The sequence below is a fragment of the Pedobacter sp. ok626 genome (assembly GCF_900100435.1).
Taxonomy (GTDB): domain Bacteria; phylum Bacteroidota; class Bacteroidia; order Sphingobacteriales; family Sphingobacteriaceae; genus Pedobacter.
The window spans coordinates 88,422-111,154 of the sequence record NZ_FNEX01000013.1 but is presented as its reverse complement, the minus strand read 5'-3'; the positions used below and the strand labels follow the sequence as shown (position 1 = coordinate 111,154).

21 protein-coding genes are annotated in these 22,733 nt (G+C 38.8%); 7 read left to right on the top strand and 14 right to left on the bottom strand.

Annotation, left to right across the window (positions count from 1 at the left end; all coding sequences use genetic code 11):
• Positions 1 to 11 precede the first annotated feature (11 nt).
• Positions 12 to 2,762 (bottom strand): putative LPS assembly protein LptD, encoded by a 2,751-nt coding sequence (locus BLS35_RS17990; RefSeq protein ID WP_090783638.1) that lies wholly within the window; start codon positions 2,760 to 2,762, stop codon positions 12 to 14.
• Between the two features lie 56 nt (positions 2,763 to 2,818).
• Here BLS35_RS17990 and BLS35_RS17985 point away from each other — a divergent pair, with 56 nt between their 5' ends.
• From BLS35_RS17985 to BLS35_RS17975, 3 genes are read left to right on the top strand one after another with little or no spacing between them, the layout of a single operon-like run.
• Positions 2,819 to 3,697, top strand: a complete 879-nt coding sequence (locus BLS35_RS17985) for an N-acetylmuramoyl-L-alanine amidase family protein (protein ID WP_371328253.1) — start codon at positions 2,819 to 2,821, stop codon at positions 3,695 to 3,697.
• A 40-nt stretch (positions 3,698 to 3,737) separates the two neighbouring features.
• Positions 3,738 to 4,583, top strand: a complete 846-nt coding sequence (locus BLS35_RS17980) for an N-acetylmuramoyl-L-alanine amidase family protein (RefSeq protein WP_090783633.1) — start codon at positions 3,738 to 3,740, stop codon at positions 4,581 to 4,583.
• Positions 4,584 to 4,601: 18 nt separating this feature from the next.
• Entirely contained in the window at positions 4,602 to 5,546 is a 945-nt protein-coding gene (locus BLS35_RS17975) for an MlaD family protein (protein ID WP_090783631.1), read from the top strand.
• A gap of 55 nt (positions 5,547 to 5,601) precedes the next feature.
• Here the strand turns inward: BLS35_RS17975 and BLS35_RS17970 are convergent, their stop codons facing one another.
• The 4 genes from BLS35_RS17970 to BLS35_RS17955 all read right to left on the bottom strand — a co-directional run bounded on the left by BLS35_RS17970 (position 5,602) and on the right by BLS35_RS17955 (position 8,986).
• A complete protein-coding gene (locus BLS35_RS17970; RefSeq protein WP_090783629.1) occupies positions 5,602 to 6,513 on the bottom strand; it encodes a ribonuclease Z in 912 nt (303 codons plus the stop codon).
• Positions 6,513 to 6,899 carry an STAS domain-containing protein gene (locus BLS35_RS17965; protein ID WP_090783627.1) on the bottom strand — a complete coding sequence of 129 codons (387 nt, stop codon included), beginning with the start codon at positions 6,897 to 6,899 and terminating at the stop codon, positions 6,513 to 6,515. The genes BLS35_RS17970 and BLS35_RS17965 overlap by 1 nt, the downstream gene beginning before the upstream one ends.
• A 138-nt stretch (positions 6,900 to 7,037) precedes the next feature.
• On the bottom strand, positions 7,038 to 7,982 hold the full coding sequence (locus tag BLS35_RS17960; RefSeq protein ID WP_090783625.1) for a phosphoribosylaminoimidazolesuccinocarboxamide synthase: 945 nt from the start codon (positions 7,980 to 7,982) through the stop codon (positions 7,038 to 7,040).
• A gap of 35 nt (positions 7,983 to 8,017) precedes the next feature.
• Positions 8,018 to 8,986 carry a PhoH family protein gene (locus tag BLS35_RS17955; RefSeq protein ID WP_090783624.1) on the bottom strand — a complete coding sequence of 323 codons (969 nt, stop codon included), beginning with the start codon at positions 8,984 to 8,986 and terminating at the stop codon, positions 8,018 to 8,020.
• A gap of 102 nt (positions 8,987 to 9,088) precedes the next feature.
• On the opposite strand from BLS35_RS17955, the gene BLS35_RS17950 reads away from it, so the two are divergent.
• The gene (locus tag BLS35_RS17950) at positions 9,089 to 9,868 is read left to right on the top strand and encodes an SAM hydrolase/SAM-dependent halogenase family protein (protein ID WP_090783622.1); all 780 of its coding nucleotides are present in this window, start codon (positions 9,089 to 9,091) and stop codon (positions 9,866 to 9,868) included.
• A gap of 9 nt (positions 9,869 to 9,877) precedes the next feature.
• Positions 9,878 to 10,162 (top strand): putative quinol monooxygenase, encoded by a 285-nt coding sequence (locus tag BLS35_RS17945; RefSeq protein WP_090783620.1) that lies wholly within the window; start codon positions 9,878 to 9,880, stop codon positions 10,160 to 10,162.
• Between the two features lie 142 nt (positions 10,163 to 10,304).
• Here the strand turns inward: BLS35_RS17945 and BLS35_RS17940 are convergent, their stop codons facing one another.
• The 7 genes from BLS35_RS17940 to rpsO all read right to left on the bottom strand — a co-directional run bounded on the left by BLS35_RS17940 (position 10,305) and on the right by rpsO (position 19,411).
• Positions 10,305 to 11,549, bottom strand: a complete 1,245-nt coding sequence (locus BLS35_RS17940; RefSeq protein WP_090783618.1) for a DUF1015 domain-containing protein — start codon at positions 11,547 to 11,549, stop codon at positions 10,305 to 10,307.
• A gap of 60 nt (positions 11,550 to 11,609) precedes the next feature.
• Positions 11,610 to 12,560, bottom strand: a complete 951-nt coding sequence (locus tag BLS35_RS17935; RefSeq protein WP_175459611.1) for a D-2-hydroxyacid dehydrogenase — start codon at positions 12,558 to 12,560, stop codon at positions 11,610 to 11,612.
• 10 nt (positions 12,561 to 12,570) lie between these two features.
• Entirely contained in the window at positions 12,571 to 13,635 is a 1,065-nt protein-coding gene (gene serC, locus BLS35_RS17930) for a 3-phosphoserine/phosphohydroxythreonine transaminase (RefSeq protein ID WP_090783616.1), read from the bottom strand.
• Positions 13,636 to 13,684: 49 nt separating this feature from the next.
• Entirely contained in the window at positions 13,685 to 16,063 is a 2,379-nt protein-coding gene (locus BLS35_RS17925; protein ID WP_090783614.1) for a TonB-dependent receptor, read from the bottom strand.
• A complete protein-coding gene (gene rpe / locus BLS35_RS17920; protein ID WP_090783612.1) occupies positions 16,063 to 16,734 on the bottom strand; it encodes a ribulose-phosphate 3-epimerase in 672 nt (223 codons plus the stop codon). The genes BLS35_RS17925 and rpe overlap by 1 nt, the downstream gene beginning before the upstream one ends.
• Before the next feature lie 108 nt (positions 16,735 to 16,842).
• Entirely contained in the window at positions 16,843 to 18,990 is a 2,148-nt protein-coding gene (gene pnp / locus BLS35_RS17915; RefSeq protein ID WP_090783610.1) for a polyribonucleotide nucleotidyltransferase, read from the bottom strand.
• A 118-nt stretch (positions 18,991 to 19,108) separates the two neighbouring features.
• Positions 19,109 to 19,411: a 30S ribosomal protein S15 gene (rpsO, locus tag BLS35_RS17910; RefSeq protein WP_090783608.1), complete on the bottom strand. Its 303-nt coding sequence runs from the start codon at positions 19,409 to 19,411 to the stop codon at positions 19,109 to 19,111.
• 181 nt (positions 19,412 to 19,592) lie between these two features.
• Between rpsO and BLS35_RS17905 the strand changes: the two genes are divergently transcribed.
• Both BLS35_RS17905 and BLS35_RS17900 read left to right on the top strand, forming a co-directional pair.
• On the top strand, positions 19,593 to 20,012 hold the full coding sequence (locus BLS35_RS17905; RefSeq protein WP_090783606.1) for an acyl-CoA thioesterase: 420 nt from the start codon (positions 19,593 to 19,595) through the stop codon (positions 20,010 to 20,012).
• 184 nt (positions 20,013 to 20,196) lie between these two features.
• On the top strand, positions 20,197 to 21,624 hold the full coding sequence (locus tag BLS35_RS17900) for an MATE family efflux transporter (protein WP_090783604.1): 1,428 nt from the start codon (positions 20,197 to 20,199) through the stop codon (positions 21,622 to 21,624).
• Here the strand turns inward: BLS35_RS17900 and BLS35_RS17895 are convergent.
• Both BLS35_RS17895 and BLS35_RS17890 read right to left on the bottom strand, forming a co-directional pair.
• On the bottom strand, positions 21,621 to 22,022 hold the full coding sequence (locus tag BLS35_RS17895) for a DUF983 domain-containing protein (protein WP_090783602.1): 402 nt from the start codon (positions 22,020 to 22,022) through the stop codon (positions 21,621 to 21,623). The two genes, BLS35_RS17900 and BLS35_RS17895, sit on opposite strands and share 4 nt — an antisense overlap.
• A gap of 61 nt (positions 22,023 to 22,083) precedes the next feature.
• Positions 22,084 to 22,671 (bottom strand): Crp/Fnr family transcriptional regulator, encoded by a 588-nt coding sequence (locus BLS35_RS17890; RefSeq protein WP_090783600.1) that lies wholly within the window; start codon positions 22,669 to 22,671, stop codon positions 22,084 to 22,086.
• Between the last annotated feature and the right edge of the window lie 62 nt (positions 22,672 to 22,733).

Sequence of the window (22,733 nt, the reverse complement as noted above, 5' to 3'; positions counted from 1 at the left end):
AAATAATATGTTTAGAATTTGCTGTAGTATCCTTTTCTTTTGCTCAGTTTCAAATCCTGAAGGATTGAAGCCTTAACCTTAATATCAACAGAATAACTCTGGTAAAAACCAAAAGGCACCCAGGTAAAGGCCATATCCCAGCAATGTAAGTCCCTATAAATTGCAAAATTGGTCTGAGAAATTGTTTTATTCTTGAAATCCCAACCCGAGCTAAAAGTCACTTTCCATTTAGGGGTAAGATTCATGTCCCCGTTAAAGTTTAACGTGTTCGTTACGGTAGGCATTTGCCCAACATCAGTGGTACTGTAGTTAAAGGTATAAGAAAATGCAAAGTTCCATGGAATATTAAAGTCAACAAAAGCATTTGGGTCACGACTTACTTTAGCCAGCGCTTCTGCTTGTTCGGGTGATATTGCACCAGTATTCTTTTGTTCCTTTATCTTATCATCAGTCTCATTTTTACGTTTAAGGGCTTCTGGATTTAAGCTATAGCTAAAGGAGAAACCAAAATTGGTTAAACGAGGTAATTGACCTTTTGACCAGGTATATTTATTTACAAGCTTTCTGTTGGTAAGGTTCGTAGCGGTATCTAACACATCTTCATATAAATACGGGTTCAATGTACCGTAATAGTTAATCCCAAGCTTATCGGTAAATTGGGAACGACCACTAAAACTTAAAGTTGATAATTTAAACTCCTTCGCAAGCAGGTTGTAAGATCCGCTAATGCCTAAGCCCTGAATAATTGGAATCTTCTTTTCTCCCGTTCCTGTAGTATCTTTTGGAGATAAGAACTTGGCCTCTACAGTATTGTCTAATGAGAACGAAATAGAAGCGCTTTTGCCGGCTCCTGGACCTCCATAATAAGAGCTTTCGTGAATAGAATATTTGAGTTGCTCTGGTTTCCCTTGGTAGTCCGTGGTAAATACCGGAGATCCATCCTGATAATAGGCGTACTTATAATTTCCTTTGCTAGGATCAGAAAAATCAGGTGTATACCCGAAACTAATACTCGGAGTCATCACGTGACGTAATGCCTTAAAATTACCAAAGTTTTTAAACTGCGCTGTTGAGTATATCTTGGTAGATAATCCACCGTTAATTGAATATTGGCCAGACCTGTTAAAACCAGGTATTGTATCAATAAAAACAGCGTCCTGCTGATTTGGCACTTTGGCGTAAGTTTTTCTAATTGATTGCAAATGCCATCTTTCCAGATAAGTTACTCCCGTATTAAAGTTAAAATACTTCAATACATTAAAAGACATACTAATAGGGATGTTATGCTGCATCCCATTTCTAAACTTATATAAGCTTTCTTTTTTAAACAGCAAGGAATCTACAGTATTGATCATGTTGGCCGCTTGCATGCTATACCCTACCGATATTTTTTGATACCACTTTTGCTCACCTACACGCTCTTTTGAATCAAATGGATTAAATGTAGGTACAGACAAGGTAATATCAGGTAATGTTAAACTTACAGTCTTAGCCTGCGTTTCCTGAGAATGACGTAATGCACCAGAAAAATTGATACCCTTTCCAAAAATTTTACTGTAGGAAATACTAGAAGACAAAGTGTTATTTGCAGTTTGACGAGGATCGTAAGTCCCCCCCCCAGCAGTTAACCTATCGTAACTAATGGTTCCCGCATTTACGCTTGCAGAAAAAGTTGTTCCTGGCTTTGCATTTGGGTTTTGTGAGTGACTCCAGTTGATCCTAAAATCCTTACTCGAATTATAATCTGCTGTCCCTTTAGTTCCATACTGATTAAAAGCATAATTTAAATCAATATTTCCATTAAACTTATATCTTTTGGTATAAGTTGAGGCTCCCCTTGCACTAAATGAGCCATAAGAATAGATCGTACCAGTTAGCTTCGCATCCCAATAATCACTTAAACCAATATAATATCCACCATCCTGCAAGAAAAAACCTCTGGAGAAATCCTCACCAGGAGTTGGTAAAATAATCCCTGAACTCTTCTTATTCGGCTTGGGAAAAAAGGCAAAAGGCAACCCAAGTGGTAAAGGAATGTCTTCAATCTTTAAATAAAGTGGCCCTGCAATGATCTGATTCTCCGTTACAATGGCCTTTGTAAAATGTATGCCAAAATGGGGATGCGGCAAATTACAGGTACTAAAAGTCTGCCCTTTACTGTGTATCTCATCATCAGGCTGCTTCTTAGCCTTTCCCCCCGTAAAAAAGCCACCTTCCTGTTCTGTATATACCCCGAATATATTACCGGCTTTGGTTACGGTATTAAATCTTAACGAATCAGCCATAGAAGTCCCCTGTCCCTCCATTTTAAAAATTGGCCGCCCAATATATTTCCCTTTATCATTTATAGTGCCTCGGGCATAAATAATACTGGTCTTGTTGTTAAAAGAAATGTAATCAGCATCCAACTCCAGTCCCTGGTAAATCACCCGGGCTTTACCGTACAAATACACAATGCTACTGTCTTTGCTAAAAGAAATAGAATCTCTGGCGGTGTATTGAATTTTTTCTGAAGCTGTAGTGTCCTTCGGATTGCTCTGAACACTTCCCTTATTAAGCGCGTTGTTTTTTGTAGTATCTTTTGGGTTGCTCTGTACCTTTGCCTTGTTAAGCGCATTATTCTTTGTTGTATCCTTCCTGGTTGTATCTATTTGCCTTACAACCTGAAAGGTCGAAAAAGAAGTGAATGCTAGCGCATGATTACTAACAGATGTTAATAAAACAATCGTTTTAAAAAAAATGATGTAGCGTAAAAGTTTCAAATTCGTGTGTGAATGTTATTTTTGCATTAATGTTTAATCCAAAACGTCCAAAATTAATGAAAAATATACCATTGCTTAGACCAAATGTAATTTTGATTCTATTTATTTCTATAATTATAATCATTACAACTGGTAACCAAGCATTTACACAAGAATATAAAATAAAAACTATCGTTATTGACGCCGGGCATGGTGGTCGTGACGGCTCAACGCATGGTTTATATTCCACAGAAAAAGATGTCGCCTTAAAGACTGCATTACACCTGGGCGCTGCTATAGAAGCTAATATGAAAGATGTAAAAGTGATTTATACCCGTTCAACAGATGTATTTATCCCACTTTATGAGCGAATCGCTATTGCAAACAATGCCAAAGCGGATTTATTTATCTCTATTCATTGCAATGACATGCCAGTATATCGATCAACCATCGTTACCGGCTATAGAAAAGGCAAAAAAGGTAAAAAAATACCGATCACTGAAACGGTGTCCCGCAAAAGCACTTCTACCAGAGGTGTAGAAACCTTTGTTTCGGGTATGGGAAGATTAAATGAGCAGGACGAAGTGATCAAAAGGGAAAATGCGGCCATCTTCTTAGAGGATAATTATAAGGAAAACTACGAGGGCTTTGATCCCAACAATCCAGAAAATTATATTATCCTATCTTTGATGAAGAATACTTTTAGAACGCAAAGCTTAAAGTTGGCAAAATTGGTTCAGGATCAATATATACGAGTGGGTCGTGTAGATCGTGGTGTTCAAGAGAAAAGTCTCGCAGTTCTGGCCAGAGCCGGAATGCCTGCGATATTAACAGAGATTGGATTTATCAGTAATCCTGATGAAGAAAATTACATGAACTCCGAAGCCGGACAAAAAGAAATTACAGATTGCTTACTAAAAGCTATTGAGAATTATAAAAAAGGTATCGAAGGATAGTTATTCGGTACAGCGCAATTAAAACAAAGATTAAAGAGAGATGAGATTAAAAAAAATTGTATTCCTATTAGCCATTCCATTATTTATAAGTACACACGCAGCTTTTTCTCAAGGATATAAGGTTAAAACAATTGTCATTGATGCAGGGCATGGCGGCCCTAAATCCGGTGCGGCCGGAAGCTATTCACTAGAAAAAAATGTGGCTTTAAAAGTCGCCTTAAAACTCGGCAAGAAGTTTGAAGAGGAAATGCCAGATGTAAAGATACTTTACACCAGAAAAACAGACATAGATGTCGAATTTCATAAGAGAGCAGCATTGGCCAATGACAATAAAGCAGATATATTCATCTCCATACACTGTAATTCTATGCCTGATAGAAGAGTTATAACAGGCTACACCAAAGGCAGAAACGGGACAAAGACCCCAAAATATGCCTATGTAAAAAACACTTCAACAAGTGGAACAGAAACATTTGTTGCAGGATCACACCGCTTAAATGAGCAAGATGCAGCGATCAGAGAGAACGCCGATATCAAGCTGGAAAAAAATTATAAGGAAAATTACGATGGTTATGACCCTAATGATCCTGAAACGTTTATTATACTATCTTTGTTCAAAAATACCTTTAGAGATAAAAGCCTAAAGTTAGCCCGGTTAATTCAAAATGCTTATACAGATGACAGCAAAAGAGTAAACAGAGGGGTGAAAGAACAAGGATTGCTAATTTTACAAAGATGTGGAATGCCTGCAGTTTTAACAGAAATTGGATTTATATCCAACCCTAATGAAGAGGACTACATGAACTCGGCTGAGGGACAGGACGAGATTGTGAACTCCATTTATAAAGCTGTAAAAACATATAAAAAAGAAACTGAGATAAATTAAATTAATAACTCATACTGAATGAAGATCGCAAACGAAACTAAAGTAGGCATATTAGCAGCCTTTTCTATCGCCCTACTAATTGTAGGTTATAATTTCTTAAAAGGTAATGCCATTTTTTCGGATGAGACCGTGCTGTTTGCTAAATATCCCAGAGTTGATGGACTCGGTGTATCGAAACCAGTTTTAATCAACGGTTTTCAGATTGGACGTGTTGATAAACTAGAATTGCAAGCAGATGGATCTATTTTGGCTACTTTAAAAATCAAAGGCCAGTATGAAATCCCAAAAAACAGTATTGCAAGACTGGAAGGAACTGATCTTTTAGGCAGTAAAGCCATTGTGTTGACGCTGGGGACAGGTACTGACTATGCCAAAGATGGCGACTTCCTAAACGCCAATGTTGCAAAAGGATTGCTTGAAACGGTTCAGCCAGTTCAGAAAAAAGCAGAATTGATTATTGGAAAAATGGATTCTATACTAACCAGTGTGAACACTATTTTAAATCCGAACTTCCAGAAAAACGTAGACAAGAGCTTTAACAGCATCGCTTCTACCCTATCTTCTTTAGAAGGCACCTCAAAAAAGGTTGATAACCTGGTAGGATCTGAAAGTTCCAGGATTTCTGCAATTTTAGCCAATGCAGAGTCGATCTCCGGCAACTTGAAGAAGAACAACGAAAAAATCAATGCCATTTTAAATAATATCCATAACATCTCTGATCAGGTAGCTGCCGCTAACTTTAAACAGACTATTGAGAATGCAAATAAAGCTGTCAGCGATCTGCAGGGCATAGTAGGTAAAATTAATAACGGAAAGGGCACTTTAGGCCTTTTGGTTAATGACACTAAGATGTACGAAAATTTAACCAATGCCTCTAAAAATCTGGATAGCCTGATGATAGATTTGAAGCAACATCCTAAACGTTATGTTCATTTCTCTATCTTTGGTAAAAAAGATAAATAAGCAAAAATTATCATTAAAACAAAAAGGCTTCAGCAAATGCTGAAGCCTTTTTGTTTTATATGGAATAAGTATTTCCTTCTATAGCGAGCTCGGTATTTTCAAACACCGATCGGGCTTCTTCCAACAAGGGCTGTAAGGTCTTGTATCGGGATGAAAAGTGCCCAATAAGCAATTTAGCAGCGCCAGTCTCTTTAGCGATCTGAGCCGCCTGTAATGCAGTCGTATGATGAGTTTGATTGGCCCTATCTAACATCTCATGCAAAAAGGTAGCTTCGTGATATAGGGTATCAGCCCCTTTTATTGTTTCAAAATAACCTTCATCAAATAAAGTATCCGAGCAGTAGCAATACTTTTTCGGACGTTCTGAATCGGTCGTATAATCTGCGTTTAGCAAAACTCTGCCATCAGGTAAATCCAGGTCTACGCCCCTTTTTAGCAAAGGGTAATATTCCAATGGAATCTGTTCCGCTTCCAGTTTTTCAACCATCAGCTTACGCAACCTTTTCTTTTGTACAAAAGAAAAGCCTGTACATGGAATCCTATGATTTAAAACAATAGTTTCAACGGTCAAATCTGCATTCTCAAAAATCTGGGTTGGCTTATCCGCTTCTATGGCGACAAACTCAATAGGATACCTAATAACCGTTTCGGAATGCTTAAACTGCAAAGCAAGTATTTCCTGCAGCGCAACAGGAGCAAATATGATCATCGGCTTCACACGTCCGTTTAAATGTAGACTAGAAAGCAATCCAATCAATCCGAAATAGTGATCACCATGTAAATGGCTGATGAAAATAAAATCTATTTTATTTGCTTTAAACCCAAATCTGATGAGCTGTTGTTGGGTACCTTCACCGCAATCTATCAGATAGAACTTTTCATTGCAGTTTAAAAGCTGTGCCGTAGGATTCCTATTGTATACAGGGGTAGCAGAACTACTGCCTAAAATAGTAACCTCAAACTTCATTAACCTTTGTCTACACTTCCTAAAAGTTCTTTTTCGATTTCTTCCATAAAGATCAAGTCGGTAGCTTCGTCCACTTTGGAAACGATAGTTAGCGACTGGTCAAGATTTGACATCTCTAAAATCTTTGCTACAACGCTATTTACGCCCGTAACAATAAACAACCCATTTGCTTTTTTGCAAAGCCTGTCTCCAAAAAGCAAACTGCTCAAATCCTGTGAATCTTCACACTGTTTTACCGCTGATAAATCTAATACGATGTTACAGTATCCTTCTGTGTTCAATAAAATGAACTCAGATTTCAACTTCGGTGTATTGTCATTTGTTAACTTCGATTCGTTGAGTTTTAAAACAACATACTTTTCATGCTTATCTACTGAAAATTTCATGATATTGATAATTTAGTCTAATGCGAAAGTAATTAATTTTATCTGTATATGAATACCTGTTTAAAACTTATCCTTATTTAAACAGGCACTTTACAACATTTGTACATATTGCACAAGGCAATATGTACAATTAAAAGATTAAAGGCTATTTAAAAACCCTAATACATTCTTTTCAATACGAGCTACCACATCCGATTGTTCATTTTTGATGAACTGATCACCGGTGATTTGCTCATAAAGCTCAATATAACGATCCGATATAGAATTTACGATCTCAGGTGTCATTATAGGCACTGTTTGCCCGTCTTTCCCTTGAAAGCCATTCTCGATTAACCATTTGCGCACAAACTCTTTCGACAGTTGCTTCTGAGGCTCAAGCTTATCTTGTCGCTCGGCATAGCCTTCTGCGTAAAAATAACGCGAAGAATCTGGAGTATGAATCTCATCGATCAAAAATATCTCTTCGCCAACTTTGCCGAACTCATATTTGGTATCAACCAGGATCAATCCCCTATCAGCAGCCATTTGTGTACCACGCTCATATAAAGCGAAAGTATATTTTTCAAGCTGTACATAATCAGCTTCAGACACAATGCCTTTTGCTAAGATATCTTCCCTCGAAATATCCTCATCATGACCAACAGCCGCTTTGGTAGTAGGTGTAATGATCGGCTGAGGAAGCTTGTCATTTTCTTTCAATCCTTCTGGTAAAGCAACGCCGCATACGCTACGTCTGCCTGCACTGTATTCTCTCCAGGCATGTCCTGCCAGGTATCCACGCACTACCATTTCAACTTTAAAAGGATCGCAAATGCGACCTACGGTTACCATTTCATCAGGTACACTAATTACCCAGTTAGGCACGATATCCTTTGTGGCATTTAAAAACTTAGCCGCAATCTGGTTTAACACCTGTCCTTTAAAAGGTATTGCTTCAGGTAAAACCACATCAAACGCAGATATTCTATCTGTAACCACCATAGCCATAAACTGGTTATCGATAGTGTACACGTCGCGCACTTTTCCCTTATAAAAATTGGTCTGCTTTGGAAAGCTAAAATTTGTTTCTTTAATTGCTGTCATGGTATTTGCCAAAAAGCTTTTTGTATTGTTTTTAATTATTGTATATCGCCGTAGGCTTTTAATATTCTTTTCACCAACTTATGCCTTACCACATCATCCCCATTCAGATAAATGATATCAATGCCAGGTATATCATCAAGTATACGCAATGCATTGTGCAGTCCCGACATCTGTTTCTTCGGTAAATCTATTTGAGTGATATCTCCAGTTACAATCATCTTTGCAGAAGGCCCCATACGGGTCAAAAACATTTTCAATTGTAAATCTGTCGAATTCTGCGCCTCATCTAAAATCACATAACAGTTATCCAATGTCCTTCCACGCATAAATGCCAGAGGAGCAATCTCAATTGTTCTGTTTTCTATATAAGTCTTTAATTTCTCAGCAGGGATCATATCATCCAATGCATCATACAAGGGGCGAAGATATGGATCAACCTTTTCCTTCAAATCTCCCGGAAGAAAACCTAAGTTTTCACCAGCCTCTACGGCAGGACGGGTTAATATGATGCGTTTGATCTCTTTGTTTTTCAATGCTCTAACCGCTAAGGCTACAGCAGTATAGGTCTTTCCAGTTCCGGCAGGACCAATAGCAAAAAGTACATCATTCTTCCCCATACTCTCCACCATCTTACGCTGATTGGCGGTTCTGGCCTTTACCAATAAACCATTCGTACCAAAAACGATTACCTCGCCGCCACCTCCGGTATTGGCAGGCTTTTCTGTGCCCGGTTCAATAGTGTCTGATATTTTTTTTGAGCCTAAAATTGCCTCCACATCATTTGGGGTTAAAGCGCTGTATTTCTCCAGATGCTCAAGCAGCTGGTAATACTTATACTCAAATCCTTTAAGCTCCTGATCTTCACCAAGTACCTTTACGTCTGTGCCTCTTGCTACCAATTTTAACTTGGGAAAAGCATTTTTTATAAGCTCGTAATGCTCATTGTTTGTGCCCCAAAACTGGGCTGGATCTACCGATTCTAATGTTAATTTCAGTTCGTTCAAAATATTGTTTTTTAGATAGGAGTGTATATTTTGATATAAAAATTGAATATTTGTACGCGATTTGCCGCTTACGCAAGATTAAGAATAAATATTCAATTTTTAATGGCCATTATTACTTTAACAACAGATTTAGGTTCAAAAGATTTCTATCAGGCTGCCCTTAAGGGAAGTATACTGAGTATCTTACCTACAGCTACAATTGTTGATGTAACACATGAAGTGCCATCCTTTAATATTTCGCACGCAGCTTTTGTTTTAAAGAACGTCTACCCCTACTTCCCAAAAGGGACAGTTCACCTGATTGGGATCGATTCTGTATTCAGTCAACACACTAAATACATCGCTTTAAAATATAAAGATCATTTTTTTGTAGGTGCCGATAATGGTATTTTCTCTTTACTGTTTGACGAAAAACCCGAAGAAATTGTGGAACTAAACATTATGCAGGATCTAAAATACCTGCACTTCCCCCTTGTCGATATTTTCGTTAAGGCCGCAACTCAGCTGGCCAAAGGCGCCAAACTGCAAGATATTGGCGTTACCACCGACAACATCGAAGAAAGAATGCTACTAAACCCTGTTATCGAACGCGATATCATTAGGGGAAGTGTAATATACATCGATACCTTTAGCAATGTGATCACCAACATTACTAAAGAATTGTTTACCAAAATTCAACAGAATAGAGATTTCACGCTTTACTTCCGTAAAAATGAAACCATCAACCAGTTGAGCTGGCATTACAATGAAGTTCCGGAAGGAGAAAAGCTCTGCTTATTTGGCATCAGTAACCACCTCGAAATTGCCATCAACAAGGGCAAGGCCAGCGGATTACTTGGCCTACACCTTAACGATATCGTTAGGGTCGAATTCCACTCTTAAACACCCCTTATGTTAGTTCGTGTAGTTAAAATGCATTTTTCTCCGGCCTTTATAGCCGAGTTCAAAGTCCTGTTCAAATCTGTACAGCCTAAAATTGCGACCTTCAAAGGCTGCACTGGTGTACAATTGCTACAAGATCACAACAACCCTGAAATATACTTCACCATAAGCCATTGGGCCGATGAGACGCATTTAAATGCCTACCGCGACTCAGAACTATTCAAGACCACATGGGCAGTCGTAAAGCCTAATTTTAAAATGAAAGCTGAGGCATGGAGTTTGCTTGATACTTAGTAATGAAAAAGCAATTCTTTAAAATACTTGTGAAGCTCAATAAACTACTATTGCCCAAACTGTACAAGGTCGATCCTATGAAATTAACCAACGTGCAAAAAGCAATACTCGGCTACAAATACTGGACAGTTACCAACTCGCTTTAGTTAAAATAGCTGGTGAGTAGGCCTACAAGAAACTTAGGCTCAACCCAGGTCGACTTAGGCGGCATTACCCCGCCTGCATCAGCTACAGCGATCACTTGTGCTACAGAAGTTGGGTGCAACACAAAAGCTACTGCAAACAGGCTATTATCTACCTTAGTTTGCAAATCAGCTACAGGGGTCCTTCCCCCTTCAAAAGTAATTCGTGCATCCGTTCTTGGATCGTTAATCTTCAATATCGGCTCCAATATAAAGTTCTGCAAAATACTCACATCAAGCACTTCCACCGGATCCTTTTCATTGTATATTCCAGACTTCGGCCTAAGTACATACCATTGATGATCAAAATACATCCCGATTTTATGTAAAGCATTAGGTTTTACCGGAATGTCCGATTTTTCGACAAGGAATGACTTATGCAGCGCTGTGATAAACTCGGCTCCAGTTAAAGTTCCAATATCCCGGATCAACCGATTAAACTCCAGCACCTTTACCTCATTGGTATTCATGTAAACCGTACTGAAATAGTTATAGGCTTCGGTACCATTGTGCTTAGCACCATTCAGCATTTTCTTTTGCATTCCCATTTTCGCCATAGACGCGGCGCGATGATGTCCGTCTGCAATATAAACCGCAGGCATCTGCGCAAATGCGGTTACAATAGCAGCCAAATCAGTTTCATCAGAAATGGACCAGATTTTATGCTCCGTACCATCTGCAAAGACAAAATCAAGATTAGGCGCTAGCTGTAAATATTGCTTTATTACCCGATCAACAACCCTATCGGGATGATAGGTAACCAGAACCGGATTCGCATCCAACCCTGTTTGTTGCAGATAATCGGCCAATAGCTTTTCTCTGCGTTCTACTGTAGATTCGTGTTTTTTTATCCTGCCTTCCAGGTAATCATCAATATGCGTAAGCGTCCATATTCCCGTTTGGATCAGGTCATCGTGTTTTACCTGGTATATGTAAATGGAAGGAGCAGTTTGTTTCACCAAATATTTATGCTCAATAAAGCCTTCTAAGTTCTCGCTGATCTTTTTAAAGATGAGTTCTTGTCTTGTGCCACGCAAGTAGGGATTATCCAGCTCCGGGTCAATCAAATGAAGAAAACTACATGCATTTTCGGAAGCAATTAACCGTGCTTCGCCCATACTATAATTTTCAAGCGGACGCGTCACAACCAACGATTGCAAAGACACTGCGGGCATAAATGCGCAGAAGGGTTTAATACAGGGCATATTTGGTTAAAATAAAAGGGCACCCAATTCAATTATTGGGTACCCTTCTTTATACTTTACTTATTTATTAAAGTGCTCAATAATTAACGAAGCTAGTTCCGTACCAATACGTTCCTGAGCTTCATTGGTTGCAGCACCAATATGAGGCGTTAAAGATATTTTTGCATGCTGTAAAATAGCTGCATCTGGAGTAGGTTCGTTATCAAAAACGTCTAATCCTGCAAAAGAAACTTGACCACTGTCTAAAGCCGCAATTAAAGCCGCCTCATCAATCGTACCACCTCTAGAGCAGTTCACTACACCAACACCTGCTTTCATCTTAGCAAACTCTTCAGCACCCAAAATAGGCTTATCTGCAAATGGAGTATGTAAGCTAATGAAATCACTGTTTGCAATTACCTCATCTAAGGATACAGTTTTGAAAGGAATCTCTACAGAAACACCACCCTGGAAAGTCAAAGGTAAAGTACCTTCAGCAGGATAAAGATCATAAGCCAATACATTCATACCTAATCTAAGGGCAACTTTAGCAGTTTCACGACCAATACGACCGAAACCGATAATACCCATAGTTTTGCCTTGTAATTCAACACCACCAGCATAAGCTTTTTTCAAAGCATTAAACTTAGTAGCACCTTCAACAGGCATTTTTCTGTTAGCATCCTGTAAAAAACGGATACCAGTAAACAAATGTGCAAAAACCAGTTCAGCAACAGACAATGACGAAGCTGCAGGTGTATTTACCACTGCAATGCCTTTACTACGGGCGTATTCTACATCAATATTATCCATTCCAACACCACCTCTACCAATCAATTTTAAGTTAGGCACCTGGTCAATCAAATCCTTACGTAATTTGGTTGCACTTCTAACGGTAATACCGTCATAGTTTTTTAAAGCTTCAACCAACTGATCCTGAGGAACAGTCTCGGTATCCACTACAAAACCAGCATCTTCTAATATTTTTTTACCGATAGGATCAATCCCATCGTTTGCAAGTATTTTAATCATCAATTTATTTTTATTTGTGGTTCTCAGCAAAAGTCTGCATTAAATCTATTAGGGCGTGAACGCTTGTGATTGGCAAAGCATTGTACATTGATGCTCTGAAACCGCCAACACTTCTATGTCCTTTGATACCTTCAATACCATTCTCTTCAGCAAATTTCAAGAAAGGTTTTTCCAGCTCAGGATTCTCCATAACAAAGCACACGTTCATTCTAGAACGGTCTTCCACTGCGCAGGTACCTTTAAATAAAGGGTTTCTGTCAATTTCAGTATATAAAGCATTCGCTTTTGCAATGTTTTCCTTTTCAATTTCAGCTACACCACCTTTAGCTTTTAACCACCTTAGGTTTAACATAGCAACATAGATAGAAAATACTGGCGGAGTGTTGTACATCGATCCACCATCAATATGAACTTTATAGTCCAACATTGAAGGAATTCCTCTACCTGATTTACCTAAAATCTCATCTTTAACAATTACGATGGTTAAACCAGCCGGGCCAATATTTTTTTGAGCACCAGCATAGATCAAATCATATTTAGAAACATCAATTACGCGACTCATGATGTCAGATGACATATCACAAACTACAGGAACCTTGGTTTCAGGCAAACTGAACATCTCAGTACCATAAATGGTATTGTTAGAAGTGCAGTGGAAATAAGCACTGTCCTCAGGGATGCTATAATCTTTTGGAATAAAAGTATAGTTCGCATCTTTCGAAGAAGCAACAATGTTCGCTTTTCCAAAGAATTTCACTTCTTTAATAGCTTTATTAGCCCAAACACCTGTTTCCAGATAACTTGCTGTTTTACCTTCTGGTAGTAGGTTCATTGGTACCATGGCAAATTGTAAGCTAGCGCCTCCTTGTAGAAATAAAACGGAATAACCGGCTGGAACATTTAACAATTCTTTAACCAATTTTTCAGTCTCTTCAACAACGCCTTCAAACTCTGAAGTACGATGAGAGATTTCTAGGATAGACAGGCCGTCTTTGAAATCTAGAACAGCTCTTGATGCTTGCTTGAATACTTCCTGCGGTAAAATGCAGGGTCCTGCGCCGAAATTGTGTCTCATTTTTTATAGTAGTTTTATTGCTGTAAATGTAACATTTTTAAGCCGTTTATTATTTCGATTTTTTAAACTTAACCACCAATTTCAGGTTAAGCCTCCTGCTCGTTAGGTAGTTAGGGACAGCATATTGTACGTTATCCATATCTCTCAACCATAAATAAGAAACTGTATTGTTGATATTCAACAAATTAAATACTTCAACATATGCGGTAAACGAACTAAAATATTTCTCCAAAAGACTCGATTTTTTTACGGCAAAATCATCTAAAAAATCTTTCGAGAAACCAATATCTACCCGCTTATAAGCCGGGATATGAAAATCATCCGAATATCGTTGAATAAGAGGCGATCCTATCGGCAGTTTAGATCCATAAAGTAAACTCAAATGCACCTTGTAAGTCGGACTGTTCAATAAGCGATCCTGAAAGTAGGCAGAGAAATTTAATCGCTGATCTGTAGGACGTTTCATATACCCATAAGCATCCCCCTTAATGTCCTGATTGGACTTCATCAGCGAAAGTCTGAAATAAGACAATAAATCCTTAACAAACTCCCCTCCTATACCGAAATCAGCACCATAAGTATAACCTTTGGCCTCCTCACTCGCAAGGTACTTTATGCGTACATTATCAATCATGTATGGAATCAATCTATCCAGGTACTTAAAGTAAAGCTCCGAGCTAAACTTTAAACGGGTACCCAATCCATCAAATGCATAATCCAGCCCAGCCGAAGTATTATAAGCCCGCTGTGATTTCTGACTTAAATTAAGTATTCCACTAAAATCTCTTATGCTCCTGTAATCGGGAGCTTGCTGGTATACACCTGCAGTAAAACGAAATATCTTGTTGTTACTAGCAGGCCTGTAAGCCAATAACAAGCGCGGACTCAGCAAAATCTCCGTACTTAAATCGTTATAACTTCCTCTTATGCCCAATTGCAAATCGGTCTTGCCCGATAAACGGTAACTATCCTGCGCATATGCAGTATAATAGCTGATGGTTACCTTATTTGCTGCATCGATGTTGTTATCCTGGTAAAAATTAGGCAGTTGATTGAGGTTAGCTGTAGGTGATTCGATCCAACTATACTCCTTTAAGTTATCATTGTAATCCTTTTGTTCAAACCTTATTCCCCAGGAAAATGTATGGCTTTTAAAAGTCTGATCGGCCTTTAACTCCGAACTAAAATTCTGGGAACGGAGTGCATTCATGGCAAAATTAGAGTAACCCCCAGTTCCCCAATGTGAAGTTTGATTTCCAGGAATAATACCCTTGTAAAAACTATAAGTGGCGTCCAAATCAATATGCTCTTTTTCATCTGTTCTGAAATAGCTATTTATCCATTTCATCACATAATTTGGCTTCGGAATAAACTTTAAAGTTACCGCCCCACCAGCCGTTTGATAACTATCCTTTTCTTCCCCCGTATAATCCACATTTAAACGCATAGTTGCATTAAAAGTACCGAACTCTGTCTCACGACTTTCGGGGATCAGGTTAAACGTTCCACTGTTAAAATTACCCAATAAATTTAAGCTAAGTTTTTTAGATAAGTCATGGTTATAAATGACCTGAACATCGGTAAAATTAGGCGTATAAACGCCCTTACTGTCTTGTTTACTTAATATTCCAGTGTTGTTCTTGTATCTTATTCCTGCCAACAGGTAACTCTTTTCGGCGACAATTTTTGAACTAAAAGACAGACCAAGCAAGCCTGCATTTAAAATCGCCGTACTGCTGTCGGGCCTATCGTACTTTACATCCAATACCGACGAAAGTTTATCACCATATCGCGCTTCAAAACCACCGGCCGAGAACTTGGCGGAGCTCAGTAAATCATTATTTATAAAGCTCAATCCTTCCTGCTGGGCATTTCTAACCAGCACCGGTCTGTTGATTTCTATATCGTTTACATAGATCAGATTCTCATCAAAATTCCCCCCACGAACACTATATTGGGCGCTCAGTTCATTATTAGGAGCTACGCCCGGTAAAGTTTTTAGAATGGTCTCAAAATTTCCAGATACCGAAGGCAAGGAGGTAACATCATTAATGTTTATGGTGATGCTATTACTCAACTGGTTTTGTTTATTGGTAATGGTTACCTGCTCCAGCTCATTCGGATTAATGCCCAAGGTAACATCTTGCACAATTCGGCCAGCCTTGTCTTGACTAACATTAACCAAAACAGGGTTGTAACCCAAAAGCGAATATTTTAAAGTGAAGACTTTGCTTCTTGAATAGATATGATAGACACCATGCACATCAGTTACGGTAGACTGACTTTGTCCCAATATGGTAACTGTTACTTGCTGTAAAGGATGTTTGGCTTCGTCGGCCACCAGACCTGATATCTTGATCAGTGGCTGTGCACTTAGCTGCGTAACTCCAAGTAAAACAGCAAATAGCAACAGACAGGTTCTGAGCATTAACTTTCTAATATGCGGCCATCAACTTCTTTCAATTCGGCAATCATTTCTGCTGGCGATGGCGCTGCAAAGATTGCATTTCCAGCTACCAAGACGTTGGCACCGGCGCGTAGTAAAGCACCCGTATTATGAACACCTATTCCGCCGTCAACCTCTATCAACAATGCAGGATTTACCTCTGCGGCCATAGCTCTTAACTCTGCAATTTTACGAAGAGAATTAGGGATAAATTGTTGTCCACCAAAACCGGGATTCACCGACATGATCAACACCATATCCAGATCAGCCAGTATATCTTTCAACACCGCTACCGGAGTATGCGGATTTAAAGCTACACTAGCCTTACAACCTGTTGCCTGAATAGCCTGAATTGTTCGGTGTAAATGTGTGCAGGCTTCGTAATGAACTGTAATCAACTCCGCTCCTGCAGCAGCAAAGCGCTCAATATACTGATCAGGATTAACGATCATCAAATGTACATCCAGTGGCTTCTTAGCGTACTTGTTTAGTGCAGCCAGTACCGGAAAACCAAAAGAAATATTTGGAACGAACACCCCGTCCATCACATCTACATGAAACCAATCAGCCTCACTTGAATTGATCATTTCTATGTCGCGTTGCAAGTTTGCAAAGTCAGCTGAAAGTACGGAAGGGGCTATTAGATGTTTCATATTTCGCTTGGCGTTGATTATGCTGTAAATATAAATAAATAACCCATGTAAATAAAAAACCCCGCGAATTGCGGGGTTTTAAGTATGCTATATTATAAATCGTGCTAATTAAGCAGGTTTTTCTGCTGGTGCAGCTTCTGGTCTTGGTGGACGAGGCAATAGTGCTTTTCTTGAAAGCTTCATTTTTCCTTGTTTATCAACATCCAAAAGTTTAACCTGGATTTTATCACCTTCTTTAAGTACACCATCCATAGTTTCTAAACGCTCCCATGCAATCTCAGAGATGTGCAATAAACCGTCTTTACCTGGCATGATTTCAACAAACGCACCGAAAGGCATGATTGATTTTACTTTACCATCATAAGTAGCACCTATTTCTGGTTTAGCAGCGATTGCATTGATACGCGCAACAGCAGCATCAATTGCAGCTTTATTATCAGCAAAGATTTCAACGATACCTTTGTTACCAACCTCTTCAATAGAGATTGAAGCGCCAGTTTCACGTTGCATTTCCTGAATAATTTTACCGCCTGGGCCAATTACAGCACCAATAAATTCTTTATCAATACTTAAAGAAACGATACGCGGAGCATGATCCTTGTAATCTTCGCGAGGTGCAGAAATCGTTTTCTTCATCTCATTTAAGATGTGTAAACGAGCTTCTTTAGCCTGGTTTAAAGCGTTAGTTAACACTTCCCATTTCAAACCATTGATTTTTAAGTCCATCTGACAAGCTACAATACCTTTTTCAGTACCAGTAACTTTAAAGTCCATATCACCTAAGTGATCTTCATCACCTAAGATATCAGAAAGGATTGCATATTTACCAGTTTTCTCATCAGTAATTAAACCCATTGCGATACCCGATACCGGAGCTTTGATTTTAATACCAGCGTCCATTAATGCTAGCGTACCAGCACAAACAGTTGCCATAGATGAAGAACCGTTAGATTCTAAAATATCAGAAACGATACGGATGGTATATGGATTTTCTTCCAATCCTGGCAATACTTTCTTCAATGAACGCATTGCTAAGTTACCATGACCAATTTCACGACGACCAGCTCCTCTGTTCGGACGAACCTCGCCAGTAGAGAAACCAGGGAAATTATAGTGCAATAAGAATTTGTTGTATCCATTGATGAATGCACCATCAATCATTTGCTCATCATCTTTAGAACCTAAAGTAACAGTAGTTAATGATTGAGTTTCACCACGTGTAAATACAGCCGATCCGTGAGCAGCAGGTAAATAACCAACTTCACTCCAGATAGGACGTACTGTACGCACATCACGACCGTCTAAACGAATTCCTTCGTCTAATACCAGGTTACGGATGGCATCGTATTGCACATCATGGAAATATTTTTTAGTTAAGAAGCTAGTTACTTCGTCAATTCCTTCGCCTAAAGTCAGGACAAATTCAGCAAGGATGTTAGCAAATGCCTCACCACGCTCTCCTTTGCTTGTATTGCTTTTTGCAACAGCATATACTTTATCGTAAGTAGCAGCAAATATTTCCGCTCTTAACTCAGGGTTACTGTTTTCATGAGAATAAGGACGTTTTACTGTTTTACCTACTAATTCAGCAAGTTCTTTTTGAGCTTGAACCTGAATAACGATAGCTTTGTGTGCAAATTCAATCGCTTCAACCATTTCAGTTTCAGAGATCTCATCACATTCACCTTCAACCATTACGATGTCTTTGTCAGTACCTGCAACAAGGAATTCCATTGTAGCACGCTCTAAATCGCTTACGTAAGGGTTGATGACCAATTTACCATCAATTTTAGCAACACGTACTTCAGAGATAGGTCCGTTAAAAGGAATATCTGAAACCGCGATAGCAGCAGAAGCCGCTAAACCCGCTAAACAATCAGGCATTATATTTTTGTCAGAAGAGATCAATGAGATCATTACTTGCGTATCTGAGTGATAATCCTCAGGGAACATCGGACGCAAAGCACGGTCAACCAAACGAGAAATTAAAACTTCATAGTCTGATAATCTAGCCTCACGACGTAAAAATCCACCTGGAATACGTCCAGCAGCAGCGTATTTTTCTTGGTAATCTACCGATAAAGGTAAAAAATCAACACCAGCTTTTGCACCAACTGTAGATACTACAGTAGCCAACAACATGGTATCACCCATTCTAACAACTACAGAACCATCAGCCTGTTTAGCTAATTTACCTGTTTCGATTTCAATTGTTCTTCCATCGCCCAGATCGAACGATTTTTTTATTACATTCATTTAATAATAGTTATGGTGCATTTTCCTCTTTCGACACACCTTGTTTATATATAGTTTTTTTACTTTTCAATTAAAAAAGCCATTCCCTAAAGAATGGCTTTTCTTGATAAAAATACGATTATTTACCGTCTCTAACCCCTAAAGGTTTGATAATATCCCTTAGACCTAAAGTCTTAATGATAGCACGGTAACGATTAATATCTTTTTTAAATAGGTAAGCCAAAATACCGCGGCGTTTACCTACTAATTTTTGTAGTGATAACTGAGTAGAAAAATCTTTACGATTTTTCTTTAAGTGCTCTGTTAAGTGCGCAATACGGTATGTAAATAACGCTACTTGACCTTCTGCAGAACCCGTGTTTGTTTCTACTTCGCCGTGTTTTTTGAAAATATCGGCTTTTACTTCTTTACTTAAATACATTCTTGAATGATACTAAAGTTGTTTATAAATTAATTAATTGCTGCAAAGATACTGTATGTTTTAAAGATTACCAAGTATATCTCAGAAGAGATCGAAATGTCATCTTGTTTTAATTATAAGTACTCCTATCAAACATAAGTAAATTCTAAATCATATTTTTGCGCCATCATAAAAATGTCTCATGGAAAAAAATCAATATAGCATATTCGAGAGTGAACTAAAAGTACGTCCGGATGATATAGACATGTTTAACCATGTGCACAACAGCAAATACTTCGACTACGTACTTGCTGCCCGCTATGATCAAATGGCCGAATTTTATAAAATGCCAATGGAATCCTTTCTAAAAAGTGGTTTCGGCTGGGTAGTTCGTACGGCGCTTGTTGATTTCAAACGTCCACTTGTTTTGGGTGATGTCATCCTGATCCGCACCGGAATCCTGACCATTAATGAAAAAGGCTGCCGTGTACAATTTGAGATTGTAAATAAACGCAGCGGAAAAGTGGCTTCTGATGGTTGGTTTGATTATGTAATGATTGATACCACAACAGGAAGAGGCTGCAAGGTAACCGAAGAAATGATCCAGGCCTACAGTATATAATACTCCACATTTTTATTTTGAAGATATAATTATATCTTTGCCTTATCACATAACCGCATTACGATGAGAGTAGTTGCAGTCCGTTTGAGGTTCTAAAAACCAAGGACTCCACCCTTCCCGAAAACATCTAATTACAGCATCTCATGCTGTGTACTGGTTTATACTTTATTTTTTCTTTTTTTTTATGCCACAACAACAAACAGCTTCCATGGGCAAGCTATCTCAAATTTTCACCCTTTTAAAACAAGCGCTTAAAGGCGAAGATCTCGACTTTACGCAAGGCAGTATGCGCAGGGCCGTACTCCTACTAGCCATTCCTATGATGCTGGAAATGGCAATGGAATCAGTTTTCGCATTGGTCGATCTCTATTTCGTTGGTCATTTACACAATAGCAGTCACGCCATACAAACCGTAGGTTTAACCGAATCAGTACTTACTATTATTTACTCACTAGCCATCGGTATGAGTATGGCCGCAACAGCTGTAGTCGCCCGTAGAGTTGGCGAAAAGAACCCTGAAGCCGCTGGCAAGGCAGGTATGCAAGCCATCTTTATCGCTGTGGTGTTCAACATCATCATCAGTGTAGTCGGACTAATTTTCGCTACAGACATTTTACTATTGATGGGCGCGTCAGCAGAAACCGCAATTCAAGGTACTCCTTTCATGCGTATTATGATGGGTGGAAGTGTAATCATTGTCTTACTTTTCCTCATCAACGGGATATTCAGGGGAGCAGGAAATGCGGCCATAGCCATGAAAAGCTTATGGATAGCCAATATTGCCAACATCATCCTATGCCCTGTTCTGATTAATGGATTTGGCCCCATACCTGCATTTGGCTTAACCGGTGCGGCGATAGCTACTTCCGTAGGTCGCGGCATTGGCGTATGCTATCAATTGTATCATTTATTTAATGGCCGAGGTGTTTTAAAGATCAAATTGGCTTACTTAAAACCACATTGGGAACAAATTACGGCCTTACTAAAAATAGCAACTCCCGGTATTTTCCAATTTGTAATCGCTTCCTGCAGCTGGATATTCTTAGCACAATTGGTAGCCACCACCGGTGGAGATCACGGATCAGCAGGTTATCAAACGGCATTAAGGTTAATGATGTTCTTTATGCTACCTGCATGGGGTATGAGTAATGCAGCAGCTACATTGGTAGGACAAAACTTAGGTGCCAAACAGATCGACAGAGCAGAGCAATCGGTCATGAAAACAGCAAAATATATCGTTATCTATATGTTATCTGTGATGATATTCACTTTTATTGGTGGTCAGTTTTTTATTGCTTTCTTTACCAATGATGTCTTGATTCAGGAAATGGCTATAAAAGCCTTGCGAATCATGAGTGTGGGGTATATTTGCTACGGTATAGCAATGGTGTTGATGAGCACCTTTAATGGTGCAGGTGATACCTGGACACCTACATGGATTAACTTTTTCGGATTCTGGATGTTCCAAATCCCATTGGCCTATCTATTGGCAAAACATTTCGACTTAGGTCCTGTCGGCGTATTTATCGCCATCCCCGTAGCCGAAACAGCCATTGCTGTTGCGGCTTTCATTCTGTTTAAAAAAGGGAAATGGAAAACGGTTAAAGTTTAAGACTTTATTCCTTCAGGTTTGGGCACATAGCCTAAACCTGGAGTTAACCAATGTAAAAGGAAAACGCGTGAATATCTATAATTGAATGGTGCAAACAAAATCACGCCTGCCGCGATAATACCTGCATAAACCCATAGGTTTTCATAAATCAATGCAACACCTAATATATAAGTGGCCACACTTATGGTAATCATTTCAGCACAATTCATCGCGTAGCTAATAAACATGGCTACATAAAAATATCCGGGTTCACGTTCAAAGCGTAGGTTGCAAACCGGACAATTCTCGTTTATTCCTTGCCCTTTAAAAGAATACATCTTGCCCGGAAAGATAGCACCTTCGCGACATCTTGGACATTTACATTCTACAACTGCCTGTAATTTTGAGATCGGTTTCATATCTATCATATTATGTTAGTACAAAGATACGCAAGCCCCTATTTTCAATTTATGATATAGATCATGTTTCCATTTTAATGATCTTTCCCTTCTGCAACTTCAACACCTTTTCGTCGGCCAATTTCTTTACTATACGGATTACAGTCTCCACTCTTAAGCCACTCATATCGGCCAATTGTTGCCTTGTAATGTCCAATGAAGCCCCTTTTTCCAGATTTTTGAGCAAATAAGCAACTAAAGTTTTTACGCGATGCTCAGCCTGTTCATTGGCCAGTTCCTCAAGCATCATAGATTTGTAAAATAACCTATTGCTTAAAGTTTTGATCAATTCCATGCTAAAAGAACGGTCTTCTTCTATCAATTTAAAGAACTCATTCTTATTTACAGCTATAATTTCAGCATCCCTGGTTACAATGGTAAAAGCCAGGTACGGTTTATTTAAAAGCAAAGCAGGTTCCCCAAAATATTGGTTCGCTTTAAAGATGCCTTGTATAAATTCTTTGCCATCGTCATTCACGGTCACCATCCGCACTTCACCGCTTTTAATGAAGTAAACGGCTCTAGGTTCTGCCCCCGGTTGGTAAATGACAGCTCCTTTTTTATAATGAACTGCCTGATAATTATTGCTTAACAGGTACTTTATAATCATAAGATCGTATAATATTTGAGCTCTTCGAAGGTAACTATAGCATTTAAAAATACCTAGGAATG

Coding starts and splice junctions, on each gene's coding strand:
- BLS35_RS17890 (WP_090783600.1), bottom strand. CDS start 22,671: ATGATTATAAAGTACCTGTTAAGCAATAATTATCAGGCAGTTCATTAT.
- BLS35_RS17900 (WP_090783604.1), top strand. CDS start 20,197: ATGCCACAACAACAAACAGCTTCCATGGGCAAGCTATCTCAAATTTTC.
- BLS35_RS17925 (WP_090783614.1), bottom strand. CDS start 16,063: ATGCTCAGAACCTGTCTGTTGCTATTTGCTGTTTTACTTGGAGTTACG.
- BLS35_RS17950 (WP_090783622.1), top strand. CDS start 9,089: ATGGCCATTATTACTTTAACAACAGATTTAGGTTCAAAAGATTTCTAT.
- BLS35_RS17940 (WP_090783618.1), bottom strand. CDS start 11,549: ATGCCCTGTATTAAACCCTTCTGCGCATTTATGCCCGCAGTGTCTTTG.
- BLS35_RS17935 (WP_175459611.1), bottom strand. CDS start 12,560: ATGATTAAAATACTTGCAAACGATGGGATTGATCCTATCGGTAAAAAA.
- BLS35_RS17960 (WP_090783625.1), bottom strand. CDS start 7,982: ATGACAGCAATTAAAGAAACAAATTTTAGCTTTCCAAAGCAGACCAAT.
- BLS35_RS17895 (WP_090783602.1), bottom strand. CDS start 22,022: ATGAAACCGATCTCAAAATTACAGGCAGTTGTAGAATGTAAATGTCCA.
- BLS35_RS17965 (WP_090783627.1), bottom strand. CDS start 6,899: ATGAAATTTTCAGTAGATAAGCATGAAAAGTATGTTGTTTTAAAACTC.
- rpsO (WP_090783608.1), bottom strand. CDS start 19,411: ATGTATTTAAGTAAAGAAGTAAAAGCCGATATTTTCAAAAAACACGGC.
- BLS35_RS17945 (WP_090783620.1), top strand. CDS start 9,878: ATGTTAGTTCGTGTAGTTAAAATGCATTTTTCTCCGGCCTTTATAGCC.
- pnp (WP_090783610.1), bottom strand. CDS start 18,990: ATGAATGTAATAAAAAAATCGTTCGATCTGGGCGATGGAAGAACAATT.
- BLS35_RS17905 (WP_090783606.1), top strand. CDS start 19,593: ATGGAAAAAAATCAATATAGCATATTCGAGAGTGAACTAAAAGTACGT.
- BLS35_RS17985 (WP_371328253.1), top strand. CDS start 2,819: ATGAAAAATATACCATTGCTTAGACCAAATGTAATTTTGATTCTATTT.
- BLS35_RS17980 (WP_090783633.1), top strand. CDS start 3,738: ATGAGATTAAAAAAAATTGTATTCCTATTAGCCATTCCATTATTTATA.
- serC (WP_090783616.1), bottom strand. CDS start 13,635: ATGAGACACAATTTCGGCGCAGGACCCTGCATTTTACCGCAGGAAGTA.
- rpe (WP_090783612.1), bottom strand. CDS start 16,734: ATGAAACATCTAATAGCCCCTTCCGTACTTTCAGCTGACTTTGCAAAC.
- BLS35_RS17975 (WP_090783631.1), top strand. CDS start 4,602: ATGAAGATCGCAAACGAAACTAAAGTAGGCATATTAGCAGCCTTTTCT.
- BLS35_RS17970 (WP_090783629.1), bottom strand. CDS start 6,513: ATGAAGTTTGAGGTTACTATTTTAGGCAGTAGTTCTGCTACCCCTGTA.